Raw genomic sequence first — 23,778 nt, 5'->3', positions numbered from 1 at the left:
TAACAGCTCACTGAAATGAGTTGAATTGATATCATGACCAAGCCTTCGAAAACACCTTTAACGCATCATAAAACAAACGCAGGTCAAGCAGAGCAAAAAGATAGCTCTGTAAAGAATGTGTCTAATAAAAAAAACAAAAATGTTGAGTTATTATTTAACCTATTAGCTTTGCTGTTAGGTTGCTTTATTATTTTACTTTTTCTAAGTTTAGCAAAAGCTATTACTACTTACTTTCAAATTACTTTTCCGGCTTCTATTCTTGGTATGTTGCTGTTATTTTTAGCATTATCTTTAGGCTTAGTTAAATTAAGTTGGATAGAGTTTACTGGTAACCTAGTGCTTAAATATTTAGCTTTATTATTTATTCCGATCGGTGTCGGATTAGTCAACTATTTTGAATTAATTGCAACACATTGGTTAGTTATTGTTTTCTCATTGTTTTTCACAACGTTACTTACTTTATTTATGGTCGGGCATTGTTATCAATGGTTAGTCAAGGAGGGGGAATAATGTTTATTTATGTTGCAGCTCCACTGACACTATTATTTTTCTTTGCTTTTAAAAAGTTGTATCAAGTAAAGCCGACTGCGTTATTAAACCCTGTGCTTGTCACCATATTTTCTCTGATTGCTACGTTATTAATATTTGATATTCCTTTTGCTGAATATAAGCAGGGGACCTCTATTATCACAGCATTATTAGAGCCTGCTATTGTTGCGCTTGCAGTGCCATTATATTTGCAGCTTAAATTGATCAAAGCTCGCCTTAAGTTTATTTTGATCAGTTGTTTATTGGCTGTTTTTGTTGCGTTTTTCTGTGCATTTTACATTATGCCGCTATTGGGTGCTGATTTAGTTACCGCTGCTTCTTTTGCTGGACAATCGGTTACCACACCTATTGCCATGGAAATTAGTGCGCATCTTAACGGTATTGTTTCTTTGACTGCTGCGATGGTTATTTTTGCCGGCATTATTGGTGCCAGTATTGGCCTACCATTTTTATCGCTGTGTAAAATTAAGCATCCTCAGGCAGTTGGTGTTGCAATTGGTTGTGCCTCTCATGCCTTAGGCACTTCTAAAATATTAGAAGAAGATGAGGAAGCTGGGGCTTTTTCATCGATAGCGTTAATTATTTGTGCGATCCTTTCAGCCCTGATCATGCCGGTTTTATATCATTGGTTGATTGAATAATGCTCACTGGTTGTTCAAATTCACTACTTAATACAAATCAGAAATCGAGTTTAATTACTGATCATTTCTTTTCTTGCCTTGTTTTTGTACAAACACCCTGAAATATTGACTTATTCGATAAAATGTCATGATAATCAATCTATTTTATGGAAAATAAGCTTCGTTATGGTAGTTTGTTTCCCTTACTTTTAGGTGTTAAGTAGGAATTAGCTACGTATGAGTGGTTTAAATAAGCAATATTTAATACCTAATAAGTCCTTTATCTATAAATACTTAGGAGTTGAATGACATGGAAAGGCTCAAAAATAAAATTACCCAAGCAGTTTTATTAAGTGTTGGCTTAACGTTGGCAAGTACTTCTTTTTCTGCCTTTGCTGCGGATGTGCCTGCGGGTACCCAGTTGGCTAAAGTACAAGAACTAGTACGTGGCAATGGCACCGAAGTAGCTTCATTAGACCCACATAAAACTGAAGGTGTGCCTGAATCACATGTTATTCGTGATCTGTTAGAAGGTCTGGTTAATCAAGATTCACAGGGAAATACTATTCCTGGTGTCGCTTTATCATGGGAAACGACCGATAACAAATTATTTACGTTTCATTTGCGCAAAGATGCTAAATGGTCAAATGGTGACCCTGTGACTGCTGAAGATTTTGTATATAGCTTTAAACGTGTCGTTGATCCTGCTACGGCTTCACCTTATGCATGGTATTTAGAAATGACTAATATGGTCAATGCCAAAGAAATTATCGAAGGAACAGCTGATAAAGAAACACTAGGTGTAAAAGCGATTGACCCTTATACCTTGCAAGTGACGTTAACTACAGCGGTGCCTTATTTTGTTAAAATGATGGGCCACACCACGGTTAAACCCGTGCATAAGGCAAGCATTGAAAAGTTTGGAGATAAATGGACTAAGCCGGAAAACTTTGTTGGTAATGGGGCGTTTACTATTGCCAATTGGGTGGTTAATGAACGTATTGAATTAGTACCAAATAACTACTATTGGGATAATGCACATACGGTGTTAACTAAAGTGACATTTTTACCGATCGAAAATCAAGTGTCTGAAATGAATCGCTTTCTCTCTGGCGAGATTGATATCACCAATGAACTGCCTAATGAACATTATAAACGTCTAGCAAAAGATCATGCGGAATCAGTGTCGATTCCTGGTAATTTATGTTCTTACTATTATGGTTTTAATAATGCTAAGGCACCTTTTAACGATGTGCGCGTTCGTAAAGCACTTTCCTATGCGATTGATCGCAATGTGATCACCAAGTTTTTACTTGGGCAGGGGCAAAAACCGGCTTATTTCTTAACGCCTGAAATTGTTGCTGGATTTCATCCGCAAATGCCTGCTTATGGAAAACTTACTCAAAAGCAACGTGTTCAAGAAGCAAAAGAGCTGTTATCAGAAGCGGGATTTAACAAACAAAACCCACTTAAATTCACACTGCTATACAACACATCTGAAAACCATAAAAAAATTGCTGCTGCGATTCAATCAATGTGGAAAAAATCATTGGGTGTCGATGTGCAGTTAGAAAATCAAGAATGGAAAACGTACCTTGATACACGTCGCCAGGGTGATTTCGATGTGACGCGTGCTGGGTGGTGCGGTGATTACAATGAAGCATCATCATTTCTTTCTTTAATGCAGAGTAATAACAGCTCAAACGATCCTAAATACAAGAGTGCTGAGTACGATCAAATCATGAACAAAGCACTATTATCTACAGATGACCAAGAACGTAATGCTTTATATGCCGAAGCGGAAGTTCTTTTAGCCAAAGATATGCCGATTGCGCCTATTTATCAATATGTTAAAGCGCGTTTGGTTAATCCTCATGTTGGTGGTTTCCCTACTAATAATGCTGAAGATAAGATCTTTTCAAAAGACCTTTATATCAAACAGTAAATTCATTAATTGATAATACACATCAGCCGATATAGCACTACAGCATATCGTCTGATGTATTTATTAATTGTCATTTAATACACAGAAAGAGTGCGTTTATGTTTAAATTCATCGCTAAAAGAATATTAGAAGCGATCCCTACACTGCTGGTGTTGATCACTATCTCTTTTTTCTTAATGCGCTTTGCACCGGGTAATCCTTTTTCTACGGAGCGCCCGCTCCCACCTGAGGTGATGGAAAACATTAATGCTAAATATGGATTAGATAAATCTGTATTTGAGCAGTATACGACCTACTTAACTAATGTGTTACAAGGTGATTTTGGTCCTTCTTTTAAATATAAAGATTTTACCGTCAATGAATTAGTGGCTAGTGCACTGCCTGTTTCAGCAAAAGTCGGTGCAGCTGCTTTTGTATTTACATTAATAATGGGCGTCGGGGTCGGGACGATAGCTGCGTTGAAGCAAAATACTTGGATAGATTATACGATCATGTCCACGGCCATGATCGGGGTGGTGATGCCCTCATTTGTACTTGCACCTGCCCTCATTTATGTTTTTTCTATCTATCTCGGCTGGTTTCCCGCGGGCGGTTGGTTAGATGGCTCTTTTCAATATATGTTTTTACCGGTGATCGGTATGTCGTTACTTTACGTGGCCACTTTTGCTCGAATAACACGCGGCAGTATGATTGAAACTTTAAATAGTAACTTCATTCGTACCGCTAGAGCCAAAGGTTTAAGTTACACCTATATCGTACTTAAGCATGCATTAAAACCCGCTATGTTACCTGTGGTTTCTTATATGGGGCCTGCTTTTGTTGGGATTATCACCGGATCTGTGGTGATAGAAACCATCTTTGGTTTACCGGGTATTGGTAAATTATTTGTTAATGCCGCATTTAATCGTGATTACTCGCTAGTGATGGGCGTAACCATTTTAATTGGCTTTTTATTCATTATATTCAATACCGTTGTTGATATTTTACTCGCGGCGATTGATCCTAAAATTCGCTATTGATTGGGACAGAAATGATGTTAACAAAAAAAGAAAATCTAGACGCGATAGAAAAATTCTCAGAAAACTTAGAAATTGAAGGACGTAGTTTATGGAAAGATGCGCAAATTCGCTTTATGCGCAACAAAGCGGCCATGATCAGTTTAGTGATATTAACAATAATGGTGTTAGCCGTTATCTTTTTACCTATGTTTGCGGAGTTTACTTACGATGATACCGATTGGTATGCATTGCATGAAGCTCCTTCTGCTTTGCATCTTTTCGGTACAGATAGTTTAGGTAGAGACCTTTATGTTCGCACCTTAATCGGTGGTCGAATATCGCTAATGGTGGGAGTGTTAGGCGCCTTAGTTGCGGTATTGATTGGAACGCTTTATGGCGCGACATCGGGTTATATAGGTGGTAGAACAGACCGCATTATGATGCGCATATTAGAGATTTTATATGCCGTACCATTTATGTTCTTAGTGATTGTATTAGTGACCTTTTTTGGACGAAATATTGTATTAATATTTGTCGCTATCGGCGCGATTGCTTGGTTGGATATGGCACGTATTGTACGTGGCCAAACATTGAGTTTACGCAGTAAAGAGTTCATTGAAGCGGCGCACGTTAGTGGGGTTAGTAATTGGAAAATTATCACCCGTCATATTGTACCTAATGTATTAGGGATTGTAGCGGTGTACTCAACATTATTAATTCCTAGCATGATCTTAACTGAATCATTTTTATCTTTTCTAGGTCTTGGTGTACAAGAACCGATGACCAGTTGGGGCGCTTTGTTGCAAGAGGGGTCACAAACGATGGAAGTGGCGATTTGGCAGTTGATTTTCCCTGCTTGTTTTATGATCGTGACCTTATTTTGCTTTAATTATGTGGGTGATGGTTTACGTGATGCTTTAGACCCTAAAGACAGATAGTGTAAAGCAATAACAAATAGGTACGGACCGATAGTAATAAACGTTATCGGTTCACTCTACAAATAACTATTATTGGACATAAAAATGAGTTTATTAGATGTCAAAGACTTACGTGTTGAGTTTAGCACTCAAGATGGCACGGTCACCGCAGTAAACGATTTAAACTTCTCATTGGAACCCGGTGAAACCTTAGGTATTGTGGGCGAATCAGGCTCAGGCAAATCGCAAACAGTATTTGCTATTATGGGGCTGCTGGCGAAAAATGGTCTAATTAAAGGCAGTGCAAAGTTTGAGGGTAATGAGATTCTTAACTTACCAGAAGCTGCATTAAATAAAATCAGAGCAGAGCAAATTGCGATGATTTTCCAAGATCCAATGACGTCTCTTAATCCTTATATGAGGGTGAGTGAGCAACTGATGGAAGTATTGATTCTGCATAAAGGCATGAGTAAAAGTGAGGCCTTTGAAGAATCAGTGCGTATGTTAGAAGCGGTTAAAATCCCAGAAGCGAGAGCGCGTATTAAAATGTATCCACATGAGTTTTCAGGTGGAATGCGACAGCGCGTTATGATTGCAATGGCATTATTATGTCGTCCTAAATTATTAATTGCCGATGAGCCGACGACCGCACTGGATGTAACGGTACAGGCGCAAATAATGGATTTACTCAATGAGCTAAAAAAAGAGTTTAATACTGCAATCATTATGATCACTCATGACCTTGGAGTGGTGGCTGGTAGTTGCGATAAAGTGTTGGTGATGTATGCAGGACGCACCATGGAATATGGTGCTGTTGATGATATTTTTTATCGACCAAGCCATCCTTATACAGAAGGATTGTTGAAAGCTATTCCGCGTTTAGATGCTGAGGATGACGTTTTACCTACTATTCCAGGTAATCCACCTAATTTATTACGATTACCCGTGGGTTGCCCGTATCAAGAGCGTTGCCACCGTGTCACTCAAGAGTGCATGCAAACAGCACCGCCATTAATAACATTTGCAGGCGATCGGCAACGTGCTTGTTTTTCTGATTGGGAGAGTTGGGTGAAATGAACGAGCAAATAAAAATGGAAAAAAAACTCTTACTGGATGTTAATAACCTAAAAGTATATTTTGACATCGACTCTAAATCCTTATGGCCCTGGGCTAAACCCGAAAAATTAAAAGCCGTTGATGGTATTAATGTGCGTTTATTTGAAGGTGAAACCCTCGGCGTTGTAGGTGAGTCCGGCTGTGGAAAGTCAACGTTTGCTCGTGCGATTATTGGTTTAGTTGCGGCGACTGAAGGTGAGGTGATGTGGTTAGGTCAAGATTTAACTAAAATGCAAGCCGTTCAGCGTCGTGAGACTCGTAAAGATATTCAAATGATTTTCCAAGATCCATTAGCATCACTTAATCCACGGATGAATATTGGTGATATTATTGCTGAACCATTGCAAACCTTTTACCCAAAACTAAGTAAGCAAGAGGTGAAATTACAAGTTAAAGAGATGATGGATAAAGTAGGGCTTCTGCCGAATTTGGTTAACCGTTATCCACATGAGTTTTCTGGAGGTCAATGTCAACGAATTGGTATAGCGCGTGCACTTATACTGAAACCTAAAATGATTATTTGTGATGAACCCGTTTCAGCATTAGATGTTTCCATTCAAGCGCAAGTAGTAAATTTATTAAAAGAATTACAGCAAGAGTTAAGACTGAGTCTAGTTTTTATTGCACATGATCTTTCAGTGGTAAAACATATCTCTGACCGAGTATTGGTGATGTATCTTGGTAATGAAGTCGAGTTGGCAGAATCTGCCTCTTTATTTAAAAATCCTCAGCATCCTTATACTAAAGCGTTGATGTCTGCGGTACCTATTCCTGATCCTAAAATAGAACGCACTAAGGTGATTCAAATGTTGGAAGGGGATTTACCGTCACCTATATCACCACCTTCTGGATGCGTATTTCGTACACGGTGTCCGATCGCAACAGTGGCATGCAGTCTCGAGAAACCTTTACTGAAAGGCACCTCAACTCATTCAGTGGCTTGTATCCATGTCTAATTAAGTGAAGAGTTAGTTGGTGAGCATTTCTAATAAGAAAAAACCGAAGCAAGCTTCGGTTTTTTGATAGATAGCAGAGGCATTAATGATTGCCACTACTAACGTTATTAATTAACTATTTACTTAATCAGCAGCGTAACCAAATTGCTCTAGTTGTTTACCATCTAAATAAGCAAATTGATCTTGCATTTTTAAACGATCACCAACAAACCAAGAAGCAGCAAGGGCATATATTTGATGCTCTTGGGTCAATACGCGATCCGCTAAGTCCTGCGCAGTATCTTCAGCAAAAACAGGTACTTTTGCCTGTAATACTGTAGGGCCACTGTCTAACTCTGGCGTCACAAAGTGTACCGTTGCGCCGTGAGCCTCATCACCTGCATCAATAGCACGTTGATGTGTATTAACACCAGGATATTTTGGCAACAAAGAAGGATGAATATTGAGCATCTTGCCCTGATATTGATTAACAAAATCAGACGTTAAAATACGCATAAATCCAGCTAACAAAATAAGATCAGGTTGTAACTGTTCTAATTCAGCGGCCAGTAGTGCGTCGTATTGATCACGCGATGCAACACCTTTACTAGCGACTAAGATAGCCGGAATATTCGCTTCTCGAGCACGCTCTAAACCATAGGCATCTGCTTTATTGCTGATCACTGCAACAATTTCAACGTGCTGGTTATTTATTTGCTGTTTATGCAACTTATCCATGAGTGCTTGTAAATTACTACCGCTACCAGAGATAAGTACCACTATTTTTTTGCTGCTCATACTATTATTTAATCTCTACTTGAGATTCACCTTCAGCTGCATCTTCGATATGACCTAATACCCAAGCGTTTTCACCCTGCGCATTTAAAATCTCAACCGCTTTTTCTTTTTCAGCGTCAGGAACAACAATCATAAGGCCAACACCACAGTTGAACGTGCGGTACATCTCTTCCGTTTCAACGTTACCATTTTCTTGTAACCAGTTGAAGATAGCAGGCCATTCCCAGCTCTTACCGTCAACAACCGCTTTACTACCAGCAGGTAATACACGTGGGATATTTTCCCAAAAACCGCCACCAGTAATATGCGAAATAGCATGAACAGGGCAGTTTTTGATTAACTCTAAAGTTGATTTAACGTAAATTTTAGTGGGTGTTAATAACGTATCACCTAACGTTGAATCGCCAAATGGTGCACTGGTGTCGGCTTTTGATACTTCTAAAATTTTACGTACTAATGAATAACCATTTGAGTGAGGACCACTTGATGCGACAGCAATAAGTGCATCTCCAGCAGCAACTTTAGTGCCGTCAATCACTTCTGATTTTTCAACTACACCCACACAGAAACCAGCGATATCGTAGTCATCGCCTTCATACATACCTGGCATTTCAGCAGTTTCACCACCGATTAATGAACAGTTAGATTGTAAACAACCTTCACCTATACCTGTTACTACGTCCGCTGCTACATCAACATCTAATTTACCTGTTGCGTAGTAGTCTAAGAAAAATAATGGCTCAGCACCTTGAACGATTAAGTCATTTACACACATTGCAACAAGGTCAATACCGACAGTGTCATGTTTTTTAAGATCAATTGCTAAGCGCAATTTAGTGCCCACACCATCAGTACCTGCAACTAATAATGGCTCTTTATAACCCGTTGGTAGTTGACATAAAGCGCCAAAACCACCTAGTCCGCCCATTACTTCAGGACGTTTAGTGCGTTTTGCTACACCTTTAATACGTTCAACTAATGCTGTGCCTGCGTCAATATCGACACCAGCGTCTTTATAGCTTAAAGAGTTTTTTTGGTTGCTCACTTGTATTCCCCACAAAATAGAAGTTAAAAGCGATAATCGCTTTAGAAAGTTAAGGTAAAAAATTGTCGGCATTTTAACATCTATATGACACGGGTCGAATTATTTCTGAAAAGAATTGTCTATTTCGATGAAAGTTAGGTGGAAGTGCCCCTAAATTAAGGAAATATTGTTTAATATTTCTTCCTTTTTACATATTTACTACCGGATACTTGCATTAGTAGAAGATCTGCTTATGATCCGTTGCATAGTAATAAATGAAATGGTTGTATAAGTAGATGAAAATGAATGTCTTGGTACGTTTCTGCGTAATAATAAGTATGCTTTTTTCAATGCATAGTATGGCGTTACCTGAAATAAGCCCATACCAAGGTGTCGTCCCAGCACAAGGTGCAACGGAAACACAATTAAGTGAGCAAGCACTTAAGCAAGTATTAATAAAAGTATCAGGTAATGTAAACATTAATAAACTGGATGATAGTAAATTACTGACTAAGCACTTAGATGATTTATTAGCCCAATTTGGTTATCAAGAATTAAATAAAAAACGCTTCTACTATGCCCTGTTTGATAAGCGAAAAATTAATAGTGCACTGATTGCAATGCAACAACCTATCTGGGGTGATACTCGTCCTAAGCCATTAATTTGGTTGGTAGATGAAAATAAACGTTTAACTTCTGAAGATATGATAAAGAGCCGGCAAGATGAAGCAGTAGCTAGCGGGCTGCAACAGGCTCAATTAGAACGTGGGGTTGATACCCAATTTCCATTAATCGATTTAGATGATGCATTAGCTGTTTCAGCCTCAGATATCAGCGGTCGTTTTTATCAAACCGTGGCAGATGCTTCTCAACGTTATGACGCCGAGTATTTTGTAGTTGCTAATTTGAACAAAGCAAACAATCAACAATGGCAATTAAGTTGGGAGTTAGTACAGCATCTTGCTAAAAATAAGAATAATCAAGTTGTGATTAAGCAAACTAATACGGGTGATAAGACAGCTGTTATGCAGGCGATGCTCAATCAAATTGCAGATTATTACGCACAACGATTTGCTATTTTAGAAAATAAAGGCCAGAAAGCAACACAGGTTTTAAGTATTAATAATATTCATTCATTGGCGCATTTAATGCGTTTAAACGCATTGCTTGAAGAATTAAATGCAGTGGATACGTTTGAAGTTATTAATATTAGTGAACAGCAAGTACAAATATCAGTGACATTAAAAGGTGGCTTAAATAGCTTACAAAATGCCTTAAATGCACATTCACAGTTAGAGAGTAATGGTTCGACTATTTCTCCATTTCACTATAATTGGCAACCGTAGAGTACTTAATGCCTCAAGATGAATTAAGATTTCAATACCCTTTATTAGCGTTAAAGTTTCCTGACGATGAAACCTTTGCAAGCTTTTATCCAGGACAAAATGCTGAGCTGTTGACGCTCCTTAAGAATAATGTGGTAGGTATCGGTGAGCCGATACTCTATATGTGGGGAGAATCCGGTAGTGGGCGCTCCCATTTGTTGCATGCATTATGTTCTGAAGTTGATGAACGTGGTGATAGTGTTGCTTATATTCCATTACATCACCATCGCAGTATGACCTTAGATATTTTTGAAAATATGGAAAATATCACTTTAGTGTGTATTGATAATGTGGATGCAATTGCAGGTAATAAGGAATGGGAAAAAGCGTTATTCGATTTTTATAATCGCTGGTTAGACAATAAAGATAATCGCACACCTGGCGCTAATTTAGTGATAGCTGCCAGTGATTTACCAAAACAAATTGGCATTGAATTGGTAGATTTAGTATCTCGCTTAGAGTGGGGGGCTTGTCATCATTTGCAATCACTCAATGATGAGGAAAAACTGGGTGCTTTGCAATTACGAGCACAGTTAAAAGGCATGCGTTTACCCATCGATGTCGGGCGCTTTTTGTTAAACCGACTTTCTCGTGAAATGTGTATGTTGCTGAATACTTTAGATCAATTAGACAATGCTTCCCTAGAAGCAAAACGGAAACTGACTATCCCCTTTGTTAAAGAAGTGTTGCGCTTATAAGTGAATGCTTAAAAAATTATTGTCTTTTTGTAAATTTTTCACTTAGATGAGTAAATTTTGATATAAATTAATGAAACTTAGTATAAAAAGGATTATAACTGTCTGAATTCAGTTCATAACTCGAAGTCACTTTTCACTGATTGATTTCTCTGGTATGAATTTACTCATATTATATTGCAAGGAAACATAAACATGAAAAAATTCGTTGTGTTGGTCTGTGGTGTGTTGATGACAGCAGGTGCTTTTGCCACTGATACTGAAACCAATAGTTCAGTAATAGATAGCTCAGTAATAGATAATTCAATAATAGATAGCTCAGCAATAGTAATAGACAAAAAAGCCGATAAAGTAGTACACAAAAATGCTGAAAAGTTAAAAAAATTTAAAGGCAATTTTTCTACTGAAACGGACAAAGCGGCTAATAAAGTAGAGGACAGCTCAGAAAAATTGATAAAGTTTAAAGGTGACAAATCTAAAGGTAACAAGCTTAAAGCAGCCTCTGCTGAACAAGTCGCAGCTAAAAATGAAGCCGTCTTTAATAACATGGACTCTGATGCTGATGGTATGGTTTCAAAGGCTGAATATATGCATTTTAAAGAGCAGCAATTAATCATTCAAAACGCTAAAATGAGTCAATAGTTGAAGCCTTGGAATTAAGAGTTACAAATAAGGTGTGAGTCGATAAAGCCATTATTAATCTATAATAATGGCTTGTTTTTTTATCCGCTGCTCGAAGTATCAGGAGAGTTGTAGTGTACGGGTGAGGAGTAAGAAGTAGGTTACTTTTTAGCTTTCTTTTTACGAATACTTAACCCTAACTCTTGTCCTTTATATTTAGCAAAATAGATATTCCCTGCCAAAAATAAACTCGCTAATACTAGTTCAACTACTGCTAGCCATCTTTCTTGTTCATCGATCATTATAATGACACATGCATGCATGACATAAATCAGAGCAATGAATCCACTCCAAGCATAAGTATAAGGGTTACCTTGAACGATCCCTTTTAAAGGAAACAGTAATGGAATCAACCAAATCAGCATCACTAACCAGGGATTAATATCTAGTGTGGGGGGGGACAAATAAAAATGCCAAGTTGGAACCAAAATCAATAAACCAAAATACCCACATTGTGCAAGACGTTGAAAATGTACGGTGTTCATCTAAAGCCTTATATTTTTTGCTGTTGTTAATATCACTATAAAATGGCTAAAACAGATTCAGGTGGACGACCTATCGCCGCTTTACCGTTAGCCACTACTATTGGTCGCTCAATTAATTTTGGATTAGCTTGCATCGCAGTAATTAATGCTGATTCATTATCTTCATTTGCAAGATCTAACTCTTTATATAACGTTTCTTTAGTGCGCATTAATTGGCGAGCTGAATCAAAACCTAATTGCGTGATCAAAGTCTGGATTGTCTCAACAGTAGGGGGCGTTTCTAAATACTTTATTATTTCAATATTGTTTTGTTCATTATCGACTAACGCTAATGTTTCTCGGCTTTTTGAGCAACGTGGATTATGATAAAAAATGATGTCTGTCATAGTAACCTCTGTTATATAATTTATTATTTTTAATGCCGGTGTTTAGTTGGGTATTTATTCTGCAGGCCAAATGGCGATATAGTCTTCTAAATTATCAGGATCAACTTGTGTTTCTGAAATAATTTTTCCACGAATAGAGTGACCACCTTTATGCATTGCTGATTGACTACCTGTTAACAAAGGATGCCATACTGGTAATGGTTTTTCTTCTATTAATAATTTATAGGCACAACTTGCAGGTAACCAGTGAAATTGTTCTATATCATCCAATGAAATTTTGACGCAGTCAGGGACCAGTTTTAAACGCTTTTCATATTTTTTACATTGGCAAGTTTTAGTATGTAATAAATGACAAGCAACATTAGTGAAATGCAGTTCTTCTGTTTCATCATCGATTATTTTATTAAGACAACATTTACCACAACCATCACAAAGTGATTCCCATTCGTTTTGTGACATTTGTGATAGTGTTTTTGTTTCCCAAAATTTTTCCATTTGTTTTCTACTTACCTTTTTAATCGACTATTATTTTTTGCGATGGGTAATGCTTATTACCCATTTTATTACTTATTACTTATTTATAGCCTCTACTTATAAGAGCGCTACTTAAATTCTATTCAACGACGATGCGTGGTGAAAGAATACGTTCTGATAAATAACTTACCGCTGTCGCAAAGTAATAAGAACGGTTCCAATGCATTAGCACTTTGTAGTTATTATAAGCTAAGTAAACACGTCCATTTTGATCGTCAGGAATAACAATTGATGCCTGTAAATCAACATTTGGCAAGTCAGTTCCCTCGTAACGGCGGACGCCTAAAGCTTGCCACTCTGCTAATGATTTTGTTTGTTTAATGCCTGCTAATTCAGTATCAAAATCAGCAGGTAACTTAACTTGTCGTCCCCATGTTTGCTGGTTATTCCAACCTTCTGTTTTTAAATAATTTGCTGCAGAAGCAAAAACATCGCCTGGTGTATTCCATATGTCCTTTTTACCATCACCATCGTAATCAACGGCATAATTCAAATAAGAGGTAGGCATAAATTGAACTTGTCCCATTGCCCCCGCCCATGAACCAATAAATTTATCTTGGCTAATATGTCCTTGCTCTAAAATCGTTAAGGCCGCAAATAATTGTTTTTTAAATAATGCTTCACGACGACCTTCATAAGCCATTGTCGTTAATGAAGAGATCACGTAATGACGCCCAGTCAAACGGCCAAAATTTGTTTCAATGCCCCATAACGCGACAATGAACCGTGGTTGAACGCCATATTCTTTACCAATCTTTTGTAAAAGATGATAGTTATCAGCATAGGCTTGTCGTGCTTGTTTTATTTTCCAATCCGGCACCGCACGAGGAATATAAGTATCCAAGGTCATCTTAAATTCAGGTTGTTGCTTGTCAGATGAAACACTACGTTGCAAAAATTCTACTTTTTCAAAAGCATTGTTAATGATCGTTTGATCGATCCCTAACTCGGCGGCTTCCACTTTAAGATTTTCAACATATTTAATAAAGGAAATGTCATCTTTTGCAACGGCAAAACTACTTGCTGAGAAACTACACAGGGTGAAAACAGATATCGTTTTGAGTAAGTACCCCATTTTATTTGAAAATTGCTTTATTACATTCATTCCGCTATTCCCCGTTTTTGTTGTTGACGTTTTTTATGATCCTTTAAATGATCAACTGGAGGTGGTGGAAGTTGTAAATAAAAACCTGATCTGGCCACTTCTTTGATCACCTTAGGTGCTTCAGCCATCGCCATTTTGGTGGTTTCAGTGATATTTAACACGGTCACTAATTTTGGTGGACCAAATTGTTCTAACAAAGCAGTCGGGACTTGTGAAAAGTCATCTCGTTTTGCTACAAAAATGTAGGTTTGTGGTTTACGGATACTTTTATATACAGCACATAACATAATACTTATCTAGCCCTTTACTTGCCTAATGTTGATGCAAACTATAACATGCATAAGCGTTTATTTTTTATAGAAATCCGCTGAATTTTATGTCAAATAATAAAGATTTAATAAGAAAGGACAATTATGACGTTAAAATCGTTAAATTTTACCTTGTTAGTAGTCAATCTTGATAATGAAACACTTTCAGACCTAGCCGATGAATTAAATAGAAAACGGTTAATGGCGCCTGAATTTTTTGCTCTGACCCCGATGGTGGTCAATATTGTTGAAACATCGTTAGCTATCGATTTTTTACAATTACGAAATATCGTGGAAGAGCATGGTTTTATCTTGACAGGTATAACTGGCAAAGTGTCAGAACAGCAAAAACAACAAGCGAGTGAACATTCAATTGCGGTTTTACATGGTTCTAAGAGGCAGGTTGTAAATACTTCTCCTGTGCCAGAGCCCATGGAAGATAATAAAGAAGTTGCTGATGTTTTACCTACCGAGCAAGACTATACCGTCAGCGAAGTAAAAACAAAAATACATGTTGGCCGCGTTCGGTCAGGTCAGCAAATTTATGCAAAAGAATGTGATTTAGTTATTCGTGGTGATGTGGGAGCCGGTGCAGAAGTCATTGCCGATGGCAATATTCATATATATGGCACCTTAAGAGGTAAAGCATTAGCTGGAGCGATGGGAGATACCGATGCGGTTGTATTCTGTACGGTTTTGCAACCTGAGTTAGTGTCAATTGCAGGTGTTTACAAATTAAGTGATACCTTGCCTGAAGATATGTGGTCAACCTCTTGCTCAATCTCTTTAGAAGATCAAAACATGGTTTTTTCAAGTTTAAATAAAATTTAAAATTAGGAAGGAAAGTTATATGGCAAAGGTAATTGTTGTCACTTCAGGTAAAGGTGGCGTTGGCAAAACAACGAGTAGTGCTGCTATCGGCACCGGTTTAGCCAAAACAGGTGCTAAAACGGTGGTTATCGATTTTGATATTGGCCTAAGAAATTTAGACTTGATCATGGGATGTGAGCGACGAGTAGTTTACGATCTTATCAATGTGATTAATGGCGAAGCTAATCTACAGCAAGCTTTAGTAAAAGATAAACGTGTTGATACCTTATTCATTTTACCTGCATCGCAAACACGTAATAAAGATGCGTTATCTCAAGAAGGGGTTGCACAGGTTATTGAAGACTTAAAAGCAGATGGTTTTGAATATATTATTTGTGATTCTCCGGCTGGTATCGAGCAGGGCGCAATGATGGCTTTATACTTTGCAGATGAAGCAATCGTTACCACTAATCCTGAAGTATCATCGGTGCGCGATTCTGACCGAATTACGGGGATGTTGTCCAGTAAGTCATACCGTTCAGAAAAACAAATGGAGCCTGTTAAAGTTCATTTGTTAATTACGCGTTATTCTCCAGAGCGTGTTGAACGCGAAGAGATGCTCAGTATCGAAGATATTGATGACCTATTAGGTATTGATTTATTAGGTGTGATCCCTGAGTCTAAGGATGTGTTAAGTGCATCTAACTTAGGTGAACCAGTGATCTTAAACCAAGAAAGTGATGCAGGCAAAGCTTATCAAGATGCTGTTGATCGTCTTTTAGGTATACAGCGTGATTTACGTTTTGTAACAGTTGAGAAAAAAGGCTTTTTAAGCCGTATATTTGGGGGTTAAGATGGGATTATTACAATATTTTAGAAAAGATAAGCCTAAAAAGGGTACAGCGAAATTAGCAAAAGATCGCTTACAGATAATTGTAGCCCATGAGCATTCAAGTTTTGATGTACCTTCATATATGCCTGAGTTGCAAAAAGAATTAGTTGCAGTTATCCGCAAGTATATGGATATTTCATCGCATGATGTTAAATGTGAATTTAATGATAAAGCGGATGATGATATGTCGGTATTAGAAGTTAATGTGACATTGCCAAAAAATAAATAGCCAATCAAGTAAATAAAATGCGACTTATTAGCGACTTATTAGCGACTTATTAATATTAGTCGCATTTTATTACTTGTAGCTAAACATCATTTTAAGTCAGGTCCTAATCCCGACATTTATCCTGACATTAATCATTAATATTGCTTTCAATCTAGCCTGACTTACTCACCCAAACCAAATTCAGTTCAAATTAAACTAAATGCTTTCACTGAGCTGCTTTACTCTTTAGTGGCTGGTTTAACTAATGTGATGCTATTGATAATAACCGCTTGTACAGGCTTATCTGCCGCAGCGGTTTGCACTGATGCGATGGCATCAACAACATCTAATCCTTTGCTAACTTTACCAAATACCGCATAACCCCATTGACTACCTCGCATATCCAAAAAAGTATTATCTTTGTGATTAATGAAGAATTGACGTGTTGCCGAATGAGGCGCGCCTGTTCTTGCCATTGCAATGGTTCCTCGTTCATTACTTAAACCATTGCCTGATTCATTTCTAATCGCTGGCAGAGTCTGTAAAGGATTACCATCTTTTAAAAATCCGCCGCCTTGGATCATAAAATCTTTGATAACGCGGTGAAAAGTAGTGCCTTTAAAGCCGTCTTGTTGTACATAACTTAAAAAGTTAGCAACACTAAGAGGAGCCTGCTCGGGATATAATTCGACGCTAATTTGACCTTTATTAGTATCAATAATAACGACTGGATTTTCGGCCGCTAAGGCGAAGTGGCTGCTCACTAATAAAATCAGTGCGGTGATGTACTTCATATCATTTCCTTTATTATATTTTGCTTACTATAAATAAAAATTAACTTACTGTATTTACAATGTTGCTATTGGGGTGACTAAAACTGTTGTAATTTACTATTTAGTTCTGGGTCTTGAATAATTTGATTTAATAATTGTGATATCTGTACATTAAGTTGTTCTGTGATACCTGCCGCACTGGTAGAAAAAGCCGCATCCCACTGTTTGTTGCTGCGGAATAATTTAACGAAATTTTTACCTTGATAATTAAGTTCTATTTTTATTACCATTTGTGAGTCTACATCATAGCTTAATGTTGATTCAGTCACCGTAGCTAGGGCTTTGATTAATTTAATATTGACTTGGTGTTCACTGCTTTTATTCACTTTTAATTTATTGTTTATCCAAGCTTGAGTTAAACTTTTTTCAACCAGTAAACGTAATGATTGTTGCTCATTGATAAGTTGTGCGACATTGTCCCCATCAATAATCTCAATTAAATGACGTGCAACTCGTAAGTCTTGGCTAGCTATTTGCCAAGTATCCGATTGCTTAAAAGTATAAGTATTTTTTTCAAGATCAAGCTCTGGGTTAATATTGATATCGGTCGGCAAAGAGGCACAACTGGCTAATGTAAATAAGAGGGTAAACATGGCAACTAATTTGCTATAAGTGTTAAGCATTCAAAGATCCTTAGAAGAAAAATAATAATGCATCATATCAAACCTATTATTGAATCGTATTAATAAATATTCTATTTGGTTTAATTTTGAACAGGGTTGGATGATAGCAAAATTGTAAGAGTGAATTGTAGTGGGTTTCACAATTTTTTGGGGAACACTACTATCTCGATAGCATTGATTTATTGCATACTTAAACAGGTCTGAGAGCGCTTTAGTATCTGTTATTAACGACTTTCAATCTAGCTCCTGTTCGTCGAATTACCAAATAACAACACATTTAACATTGAATCATTCTTCATCAATAGTCAGACATAATTAAAGCTATTAGGAATGCTCAAAAGGGCTAATTCCTTTTGAGCATTATATTATCTAAAATGGTAATAATGTTAAAAATTTATATATAACCATTATAAATACTGCTGAGATTTCAAGATGAACAGTTAATCCCTTGTCTCTTTGATACCTAATATTTAGCGTCATACTTATACCTTAATATTTAATTTTGATAGAGGAATTATCAAAGGTATTGAGCTGAGTTGTATTAACAGGTAATATAATTTTTGAAAGTTATTGTTAGTGTCAATATCATTACTTGATGCCTCCAGAATATATAGTTTGTTTCAGCAAATTCTATATTCCAACTCAATATACGGAAAAGCCTGCTTTACAAGTGGGCTTTTTTTTTACCTAAATTTTGTCGTTCTAATATTTGGAACTACCACAACATGTAGTGGTATTATTCAGGTAACAACACAAGATAAAGCTTTCTTAAAAGTTTTCAATAGATTACTTTTATTAAATTAGTGGTTAAAATTGTGGACAAATTGGCATGGTTTATATCTGTTAGTGATTACTAACAAAAGGCTGTAAGAGAGGTCTGTTTTATACAAATTGCAATAAGTATTTTGGTTTTTTATTAAATGTGAAAATTACGTTTTATAGCAGTAATAATTTTTAAAAATTTATTTTTTGATCTCTTAATTTATTTATATTTTTAAAGAAAGTGTATGTCAGCACCTGCGAATGCTGACTTTTATATTAAATTAAACACTAGCAGGTATTCTCTGAATCACTTTATCCAACTCTCCTAAGTCAATATTCAAAGCTTCTACATATCGATCTTTGGCAGAAGTTTTTTGTTGCCTACAACTCTATTATTAATCATGTAGTTCGCAGCAAAGTTAACTAAGCTAGTCATAAAACTATGCCTCAAACGATAAAATATCAGAAGGTGGACTTACTCGCTCAAATTACTCATATCAGATTTCCTAAGCAGTTTGGTAAACTTAATATGAATAGAGCGAACCCTTCGTATTTAATCCAGCATTAAACTTATCAATAATGCCAAAATCAACTGAATACTTACTTATTTAGAGATTAGATTTTAATTTGCTTTTTGAGCCTTTTTCTTAAAATATAGAGCGCCGCTACGCATAGTTTGTTCTAATATTTTCAGTTTTTAAATCTAGTTTTTTGTGGCGTATTAGGCGAATGGCAACAGATAATAGTTATTTATGGTTAAGTGGTATCGTAGGTGCGATTACCTTGTTGAATGTTTGCTTTATAAGTTATCTGACACATTTTGTAAGGACGCTGTGTGTGTTTCTCTGGTAATAAAAACATATCTGTTAAATAACTCTATTAATTTCTTCTTCTATAATTAGCTTTAATAATTTTTATGCTTGTACCCTTATTTTCAATTCTTTTACTAAAGTAATACCAGTTGTTTTTTAATTTTTTGTGGGATATTAATATTCTAAAAATATGACATTAATTAATTGACAAGGTTGAAATCAAATTTTGGTATGTCCTAAGTTAACAAAGTGTTACATTTTTTACTATATACCATCATTTTAGGCACGGCTTGCTGCAACACCTTATTTTTTTATAAATGTACTTTTTTGTATAAAATATGATCGAACTACCTAAATTATTTACTAATGAGATCTCTGTCATATTATCTTAATCTTTCTGTAACACTGATAAACTCTAGGCTAGCGATGGTTATCCACTTTTTCTGTGGATAAGTCTGTGGGAAGTTAATGAAGATCGTGCTGAAAGCCTTGCTATACCTTGGGTTTGATTAAATCGAAGTATTTTTGAGCATGAAATTAATCCTATATTTTTCAATTGGTTATAATCGTCAAGTGGTTTTTTTAAGGTTTTGTCCCTTACCTGTAAACTCGCTTTTGATTTATGCCTTGTCAATCATTTTCTGTGCATTATTTGTTAAAAAAGACATTTATTTTAATTGACAAAAATACGGATTACAGAATTTACATTGCCTGTTTATTAAACAGGCGATCAGCGTTGTGTTTATTATAAAGAGTGCTTTTGTTTCGCATGAATATTGAACTTTTGAAAAATTAGCAATGACTTAAAATGCCAAATAAGGTCATTTATTGTTATTTTTAGCCTTGTAAATATTATGTTTGTCGAATAATTTAATCGTAATCCCTGTTTTCAGGCATTACTGATATTTATGTTTTTTATCGATAGCTAAAAATGTTCATTTTAGTGGTGATCGGTATAATGATAAGATTAACTTTTGAATTAAAATCAATAACGAGGATTTATGAGTAAAGCATTCGAGTTAGTCTGTCCATTCTCTCCAGCAGGAGATCAACCACAGGCGATTGCTAAGTTAGTTGATGGCATTGAGTCAGGATTGGCATATCAAACCTTATTAGGGGTGACTGGCTCAGGCAAAACCTTTACCTTGGCAAACACCATTGCTCAATTAAATAAACCAACTCTTATTTTAGCGCCTAATAAAACGCTTGCCGCACAATTGTACGGTGAGATGAAAGCTTTCTTTCCAAACAACGCTGTTGAATATTTTGTTTCATATTACGATTACTACCAGCCAGAAGCTTATGTCCCAAGTTCAGACTCCTTCATAGAAAAAGATGCCGCTGTTAATGCTCATATTGAACAGATGCGTTTATCGGCAACAAAAGCCTTATTAGAGCGTGATGATGTTGTCTTAGTAGCTTCCGTTTCTGCTATTTACGGTTTGGGTGACCCACAATTGTATCTTAAAATGATGTTGCATATTAGTGTCGGTGAAATGATTTCTAGCAGAGATATTTTACAACGTTTAGTCGATATTCAATATACACGCAATGAAACAGAGTTAAGCCGAGGCACCTTTCGTGTCCGTGGTGAAGTCGTTGATATTTTCCCTGCGGACTCTGAAAAAGAAGCTATTCGTGTGGAATTATTTGATGACGAAGTAGAAGCGATTAGCATTTTCGACCCATTGACGGGTCAGCAAATAGAAAAACTCTCACGTACCACTATCTTCCCTAAAACACACTATGTAACACCCAAAGAGCAAATCCTAAAGGCGATAGATGGTATTAAAGAAGAGTTACAGGATAGAAAGAAAACGTTTTTAGCTGAAAATAAACTCATTGAAGAGCAACGGATTTCGCAACGTACTTTATATGATTTAGAAATGATGAATGAACTCGGTTATTGTTCGGGTATTGAGAATTATTCTCGTTATTTATCCAGCCGTGGAGTAGGGGAAGCTCCACCTACTTTGTTTGATTACCTACCTAATGATGGGTTATTGATAATTGATGAAAGCCACGTTACGGTTCCACAAATTGGTGCTATGTATAAAGGTGATCGGTCACGTAAAGAAAATTTGGTCAATTATGGTTTTCGTTTACCTTCTGCGTTAGATAACCGTCCATTAATGTTTGAAGAGTTTGAAAAGTTAGCACCACAAACTATTTATGTGTCGGCGACTCCAAGTGATTATGAGATTAATAAATCACAGGGAGATATTATTAGACAGGTGATACGCCCCACGGGATTATTAGATCCAATCATCGAAGTCCGTCCGGTAACTACACAGGTAGATGACCTGTTATCTGAAATTAATATTCGCGTTGCAAAAAGTGAGCGTGTATTAGTCACCACCTTAACAAAACGTATGGCAGAGGACTTAACTGAATACCTGAATGAACATGGCATTAAAGTGCGTTATTTACATTCAGATGTTGATACGGTGGAGCGAGTTGAGATCATACGCGATTTACGTTTAGGCATATTCGACGTTTTAATTGGTATCAACTTATTGCGCGAAGGTTTGGATATTCCTGAAGTTTCTTTAGTGGCTATTTTAGATGCGGATAAAGAAGGGTTTTTACGTTCGGAGCGTTCGTTAATTCAAACTATGGGTAGGGCTGCACGTAATTTAGAGGGGCGAGCTATTTTATATGCGGATAGAATTACTGAGTCGATGCGTAAAGCCATTAAAGTCACAGAAGATAGACGAATATTGCAGGATGATTTTAATAAAGCCAATGGTATTGAACCTAAAGGTCTGTCAAAAGAAGTAACTGATGTAATGCAATTAGGGCAAAAACCGCAACCTAGAAGTAATATTACACCGCTTAACGTAGCTGAGAATGGGGTTTTATATCAATCTAAGAAACCACTGCGTACAGAGCAAGATATCTTAAAAGAGATTGCCAAACTTGAGAAAGAAATGTTCGCTTTTGCTAAAGCATTAGAGTTTGAGAAGGCAGCACAGTTACGCGATCAAGTGTCCAAATTACATGAGCAACTTCTATCTGTGGGATAAACACTTATGGCTGTTTATATTTATAGCCAGAATCTGGTCGCTTCATGTCTTGTAGATTTTATTTCTGCAATGGTAACGAGCATCAATTATCTAGATCCACATAATTAATGCTCATTTCTTTTTTCTAATTGGCACTAATAAAATGTGATACATCTCACTAATATAGATGAAGATGAACAAGTAGGCAGTGCATGACCTCTCATTAGCATAAAAGTAGACTGCAGCAGTAAAAATGACCATTATACTTAAAATAATAAGTCATACTTATAAGTGATCAAAATGGACTGACACTTTTTAGTTGAATCCAAGAATGGAAAATTAATGATAGAAACTGAAGAATATGGATATCGTCGCACTACACTGCGGGTTTTACTCGTTGTAACCATTTTTGCAGCAAGTTTTTTTGCTGTGACTAATTGGCTCGCCGGGTTTCATCTTTTTTCCATTATGGAAGCGATTATTGCGAGCTTTTGGAGTTGGATATTAGTTATTAGTAAGACAACACAATATTTACAGAGATGGTCTTTTGTCTATTTATGTACTTTTTACTTCCTGGTCATATATGGAATTATGATCACTAATTTTAAGGCCGGGTTATTTTCATGGCTGTTTATTTTTCCCATCCTCTCTTATCTACTGTTAGGGCTAAAAGCAGGAACAGTGATCACCTTTGTTAGCATTTCTGGTGGCTTAGCAGCGCTAGGGCAATTAGTGTGGGCGAGTAATACCGAAGCTCACTGGATTGTTATGGGGAATGTTGGGTTTACGCTTGCTGCAATTTGGGCAATGGTTTACGTATACGAAGCTAAACGTGAAGAAGTTGTTAAAGACTTGAAGGAGCAAGCAAGGAAAGATCCTTTAACTGGTTTACTCAATGTACGGGACTTGAATGGTATTCTCACTAGTACATTACAAATAGCGGAGCGACATTCACAACCAGTGACCTTGGTGTACATTGATATTAATGATTTTAAAAAGATTAATGATGCGCAAGGGCATCAAAAAGGTAATGAAATTTTACTTGCAGTGGCAAAAGCCATAAAAAAAATGACGCGTGTAGAGGATCAAGCTTTTAGATATGGTGGTGATGAATTCTGTATCATTTTCCCGAATTGTGTTGAACAACAAGTAGAGCAAACCTTTGGATTACGTCTAGCTAATGAAGTACATGAAAATTTGGATAAACTAACCATGAGCATTGGTTATGCTCAGACCGGACCCACTGATTTTTGTTCTCCTGATTCCCTGATCCATAAAGCAGATAAAAATATGTATTTAGTTAAGTCAACTTCCAAACTAAATGATTAACTTGGAAGATGGCTGAATAAATA

The 23,778-nt window shown here is 36.6% G+C and carries 24 protein-coding genes; 15 read left to right on the top strand and 9 right to left on the bottom strand.

Going from position 1 to position 23,778, the window contains the following annotated elements; translation table 11 throughout:
* Positions 1-33 precede the first annotated feature (33 nt).
* The 7 genes from MT390_RS11910 (at position 34) to oppF (ending at position 7,101) form a co-directional block, all read left to right on the top strand.
* A complete protein-coding gene (locus MT390_RS11910; protein WP_166372772.1) occupies positions 34-510 on the top strand; it encodes a CidA/LrgA family protein in 477 nt (158 codons plus the stop codon).
* Positions 510-1,190, top strand: a complete 681-nt coding sequence (locus tag MT390_RS11905) for an LrgB family protein (protein ID WP_499441338.1) — start codon at positions 510-512, stop codon at positions 1,188-1,190. The genes MT390_RS11910 and MT390_RS11905 overlap by 1 nt, the downstream gene beginning before the upstream one ends.
* Positions 1,191-1,479: 289 nt before the next feature.
* Positions 1,480-3,114, top strand: a complete 1,635-nt coding sequence (locus MT390_RS11900) for an ABC transporter substrate-binding protein (protein WP_499441336.1) — start codon at positions 1,480-1,482, stop codon at positions 3,112-3,114.
* 98 nt (positions 3,115-3,212) lie between these two features.
* Positions 3,213-4,133 (top strand): oligopeptide ABC transporter permease OppB, encoded by a 921-nt coding sequence (oppB, locus tag MT390_RS11895; RefSeq protein WP_028869979.1) that lies wholly within the window; start codon positions 3,213-3,215, stop codon positions 4,131-4,133.
* Positions 4,134-4,147: 14 nt separating this feature from the next.
* Positions 4,148-5,050, top strand: a complete 903-nt coding sequence (gene oppC / locus MT390_RS11890; protein ID WP_166372820.1) for an oligopeptide ABC transporter permease OppC — start codon at positions 4,148-4,150, stop codon at positions 5,048-5,050.
* Positions 5,051-5,134: 84 nt separating this feature from the next.
* Positions 5,135-6,106, top strand: coding sequence for an ABC transporter ATP-binding protein (locus MT390_RS11885; protein ID WP_499441334.1), 972 nt, complete (start codon positions 5,135-5,137; stop codon positions 6,104-6,106).
* Positions 6,103-7,101, top strand: coding sequence for a murein tripeptide/oligopeptide ABC transporter ATP binding protein OppF (gene oppF, locus MT390_RS11880; RefSeq protein WP_499441333.1), 999 nt, complete (start codon positions 6,103-6,105; stop codon positions 7,099-7,101). The genes MT390_RS11885 and oppF overlap by 4 nt, the downstream gene beginning before the upstream one ends.
* Before the next feature lie 123 nt (positions 7,102-7,224).
* Here the strand turns inward: oppF and purN are convergent, their stop codons facing one another.
* Complete coding sequence (purN, locus tag MT390_RS11875; protein WP_499441331.1) at positions 7,225-7,878, bottom strand: phosphoribosylglycinamide formyltransferase; 654 nt, start codon at positions 7,876-7,878, stop codon at positions 7,225-7,227.
* A 4-nt stretch (positions 7,879-7,882) separates the two neighbouring features.
* Positions 7,883-8,923 carry a phosphoribosylformylglycinamidine cyclo-ligase gene (gene purM, locus MT390_RS11870; RefSeq protein WP_166372778.1) on the bottom strand — a complete coding sequence of 347 codons (1,041 nt, stop codon included), beginning with the start codon at positions 8,921-8,923 and terminating at the stop codon, positions 7,883-7,885.
* Positions 8,924-9,198: 275 nt separating this feature from the next.
* Here purM and MT390_RS11865 point away from each other — a divergent pair, with 275 nt between their 5' ends.
* From MT390_RS11865 to MT390_RS11855, 3 genes are all read left to right on the top strand, one after another.
* Entirely contained in the window at positions 9,199-10,248 is a 1,050-nt protein-coding gene (locus tag MT390_RS11865; RefSeq protein WP_499441329.1) for a DUF8605 domain-containing protein, read from the top strand.
* Positions 10,249-10,256: 8 nt separating this feature from the next.
* The gene (hda, locus tag MT390_RS11860; RefSeq protein ID WP_028869986.1) at positions 10,257-10,985 is read left to right on the top strand and encodes a DnaA inactivator Hda; all 729 of its coding nucleotides are present in this window, start codon (positions 10,257-10,259) and stop codon (positions 10,983-10,985) included.
* A gap of 192 nt (positions 10,986-11,177) precedes the next feature.
* On the top strand, positions 11,178-11,624 hold the full coding sequence (locus tag MT390_RS11855; RefSeq protein ID WP_499441327.1) for a hypothetical protein: 447 nt from the start codon (positions 11,178-11,180) through the stop codon (positions 11,622-11,624).
* 140 nt (positions 11,625-11,764) lie between these two features.
* On the opposite strand, the gene MT390_RS11850 is transcribed toward MT390_RS11855, so the two are convergent.
* The 5 genes from MT390_RS11850 to MT390_RS11830 all read right to left on the bottom strand — a co-directional run bounded on the left by MT390_RS11850 (position 11,765) and on the right by MT390_RS11830 (position 14,460).
* On the bottom strand, positions 11,765-12,148 hold the full coding sequence (locus tag MT390_RS11850) for a DUF2069 domain-containing protein (RefSeq protein WP_499441326.1): 384 nt from the start codon (positions 12,146-12,148) through the stop codon (positions 11,765-11,767).
* Positions 12,149-12,183: 35 nt separating this feature from the next.
* Positions 12,184-12,534 carry an arsenate reductase (glutaredoxin) gene (gene arsC / locus MT390_RS11845; protein WP_166372782.1) on the bottom strand — a complete coding sequence of 117 codons (351 nt, stop codon included), beginning with the start codon at positions 12,532-12,534 and terminating at the stop codon, positions 12,184-12,186.
* A gap of 54 nt (positions 12,535-12,588) precedes the next feature.
* Positions 12,589-13,029: a YcgN family cysteine cluster protein gene (locus tag MT390_RS11840; protein WP_166372783.1), complete on the bottom strand. Its 441-nt coding sequence runs from the start codon at positions 13,027-13,029 to the stop codon at positions 12,589-12,591.
* 118 nt (positions 13,030-13,147) lie between these two features.
* Positions 13,148-14,173 (bottom strand): lytic murein transglycosylase, encoded by a 1,026-nt coding sequence (locus MT390_RS11835; protein ID WP_240923703.1) that lies wholly within the window; start codon positions 14,171-14,173, stop codon positions 13,148-13,150.
* The gene (locus MT390_RS11830; RefSeq protein WP_166372784.1) at positions 14,170-14,460 is read right to left on the bottom strand and encodes a YcgL domain-containing protein; all 291 of its coding nucleotides are present in this window, start codon (positions 14,458-14,460) and stop codon (positions 14,170-14,172) included. Before MT390_RS11830 ends, MT390_RS11835 begins: the two co-directional genes overlap by 4 nt.
* Before the next feature lie 126 nt (positions 14,461-14,586).
* On the opposite strand from MT390_RS11830, the gene minC reads away from it, so the two are divergent.
* The 3 genes from minC to minE are packed head-to-tail and all read left to right on the top strand — an operon-like array spanning position 14,587 to position 16,412.
* The gene (gene minC, locus MT390_RS11825) at positions 14,587-15,312 is read left to right on the top strand and encodes a septum site-determining protein MinC (protein ID WP_166372785.1); all 726 of its coding nucleotides are present in this window, start codon (positions 14,587-14,589) and stop codon (positions 15,310-15,312) included.
* Between the two features lie 19 nt (positions 15,313-15,331).
* Positions 15,332-16,144 (top strand): septum site-determining protein MinD, encoded by an 813-nt coding sequence (gene minD, locus MT390_RS11820; protein ID WP_166372786.1) that lies wholly within the window; start codon positions 15,332-15,334, stop codon positions 16,142-16,144.
* A 1-nt stretch (position 16,145) separates the two neighbouring features.
* Complete coding sequence (minE, locus tag MT390_RS11815) at positions 16,146-16,412, top strand: cell division topological specificity factor MinE (RefSeq protein WP_166372787.1); 267 nt, start codon at positions 16,146-16,148, stop codon at positions 16,410-16,412.
* Between the two features lie 218 nt (positions 16,413-16,630).
* Here minE and MT390_RS11810 read toward each other — a convergent pair whose 3' ends face one another.
* Together MT390_RS11810 and MT390_RS11805 are read right to left on the bottom strand one after the other, a co-directional pair.
* Positions 16,631-17,185 (bottom strand): peptidylprolyl isomerase, encoded by a 555-nt coding sequence (locus MT390_RS11810; RefSeq protein WP_166372788.1) that lies wholly within the window; start codon positions 17,183-17,185, stop codon positions 16,631-16,633.
* A gap of 77 nt (positions 17,186-17,262) precedes the next feature.
* Positions 17,263-17,847, bottom strand: a complete 585-nt coding sequence (locus tag MT390_RS11805; protein ID WP_499441322.1) for a YajG family lipoprotein — start codon at positions 17,845-17,847, stop codon at positions 17,263-17,265.
* A gap of 2,575 nt (positions 17,848-20,422) precedes the next feature.
* Here MT390_RS11805 and uvrB point away from each other — a divergent pair.
* The gene (uvrB, locus tag MT390_RS11800; RefSeq protein WP_499441320.1) at positions 20,423-22,447 is read left to right on the top strand and encodes an excinuclease ABC subunit UvrB; all 2,025 of its coding nucleotides are present in this window, start codon (positions 20,423-20,425) and stop codon (positions 22,445-22,447) included.
* Positions 22,448-22,768: 321 nt separating this feature from the next.
* Positions 22,769-23,755: a GGDEF domain-containing protein gene (locus tag MT390_RS11795; RefSeq protein WP_499441318.1), complete on the top strand. Its 987-nt coding sequence runs from the start codon at positions 22,769-22,771 to the stop codon at positions 23,753-23,755.
* The last annotated feature ends 23 nt before the right edge of the window (positions 23,756-23,778 follow it).

This window comes from Vibrio sp. 2-Bac 85 (assembly GCF_037546705.1).
GTDB lineage: Bacteria > Pseudomonadota > Gammaproteobacteria > Enterobacterales > Psychromonadaceae > Psychromonas.
Note: the sequence above shows the minus strand (reverse complement) of the source record. Positions and strands in the feature narration are given on the sequence as shown.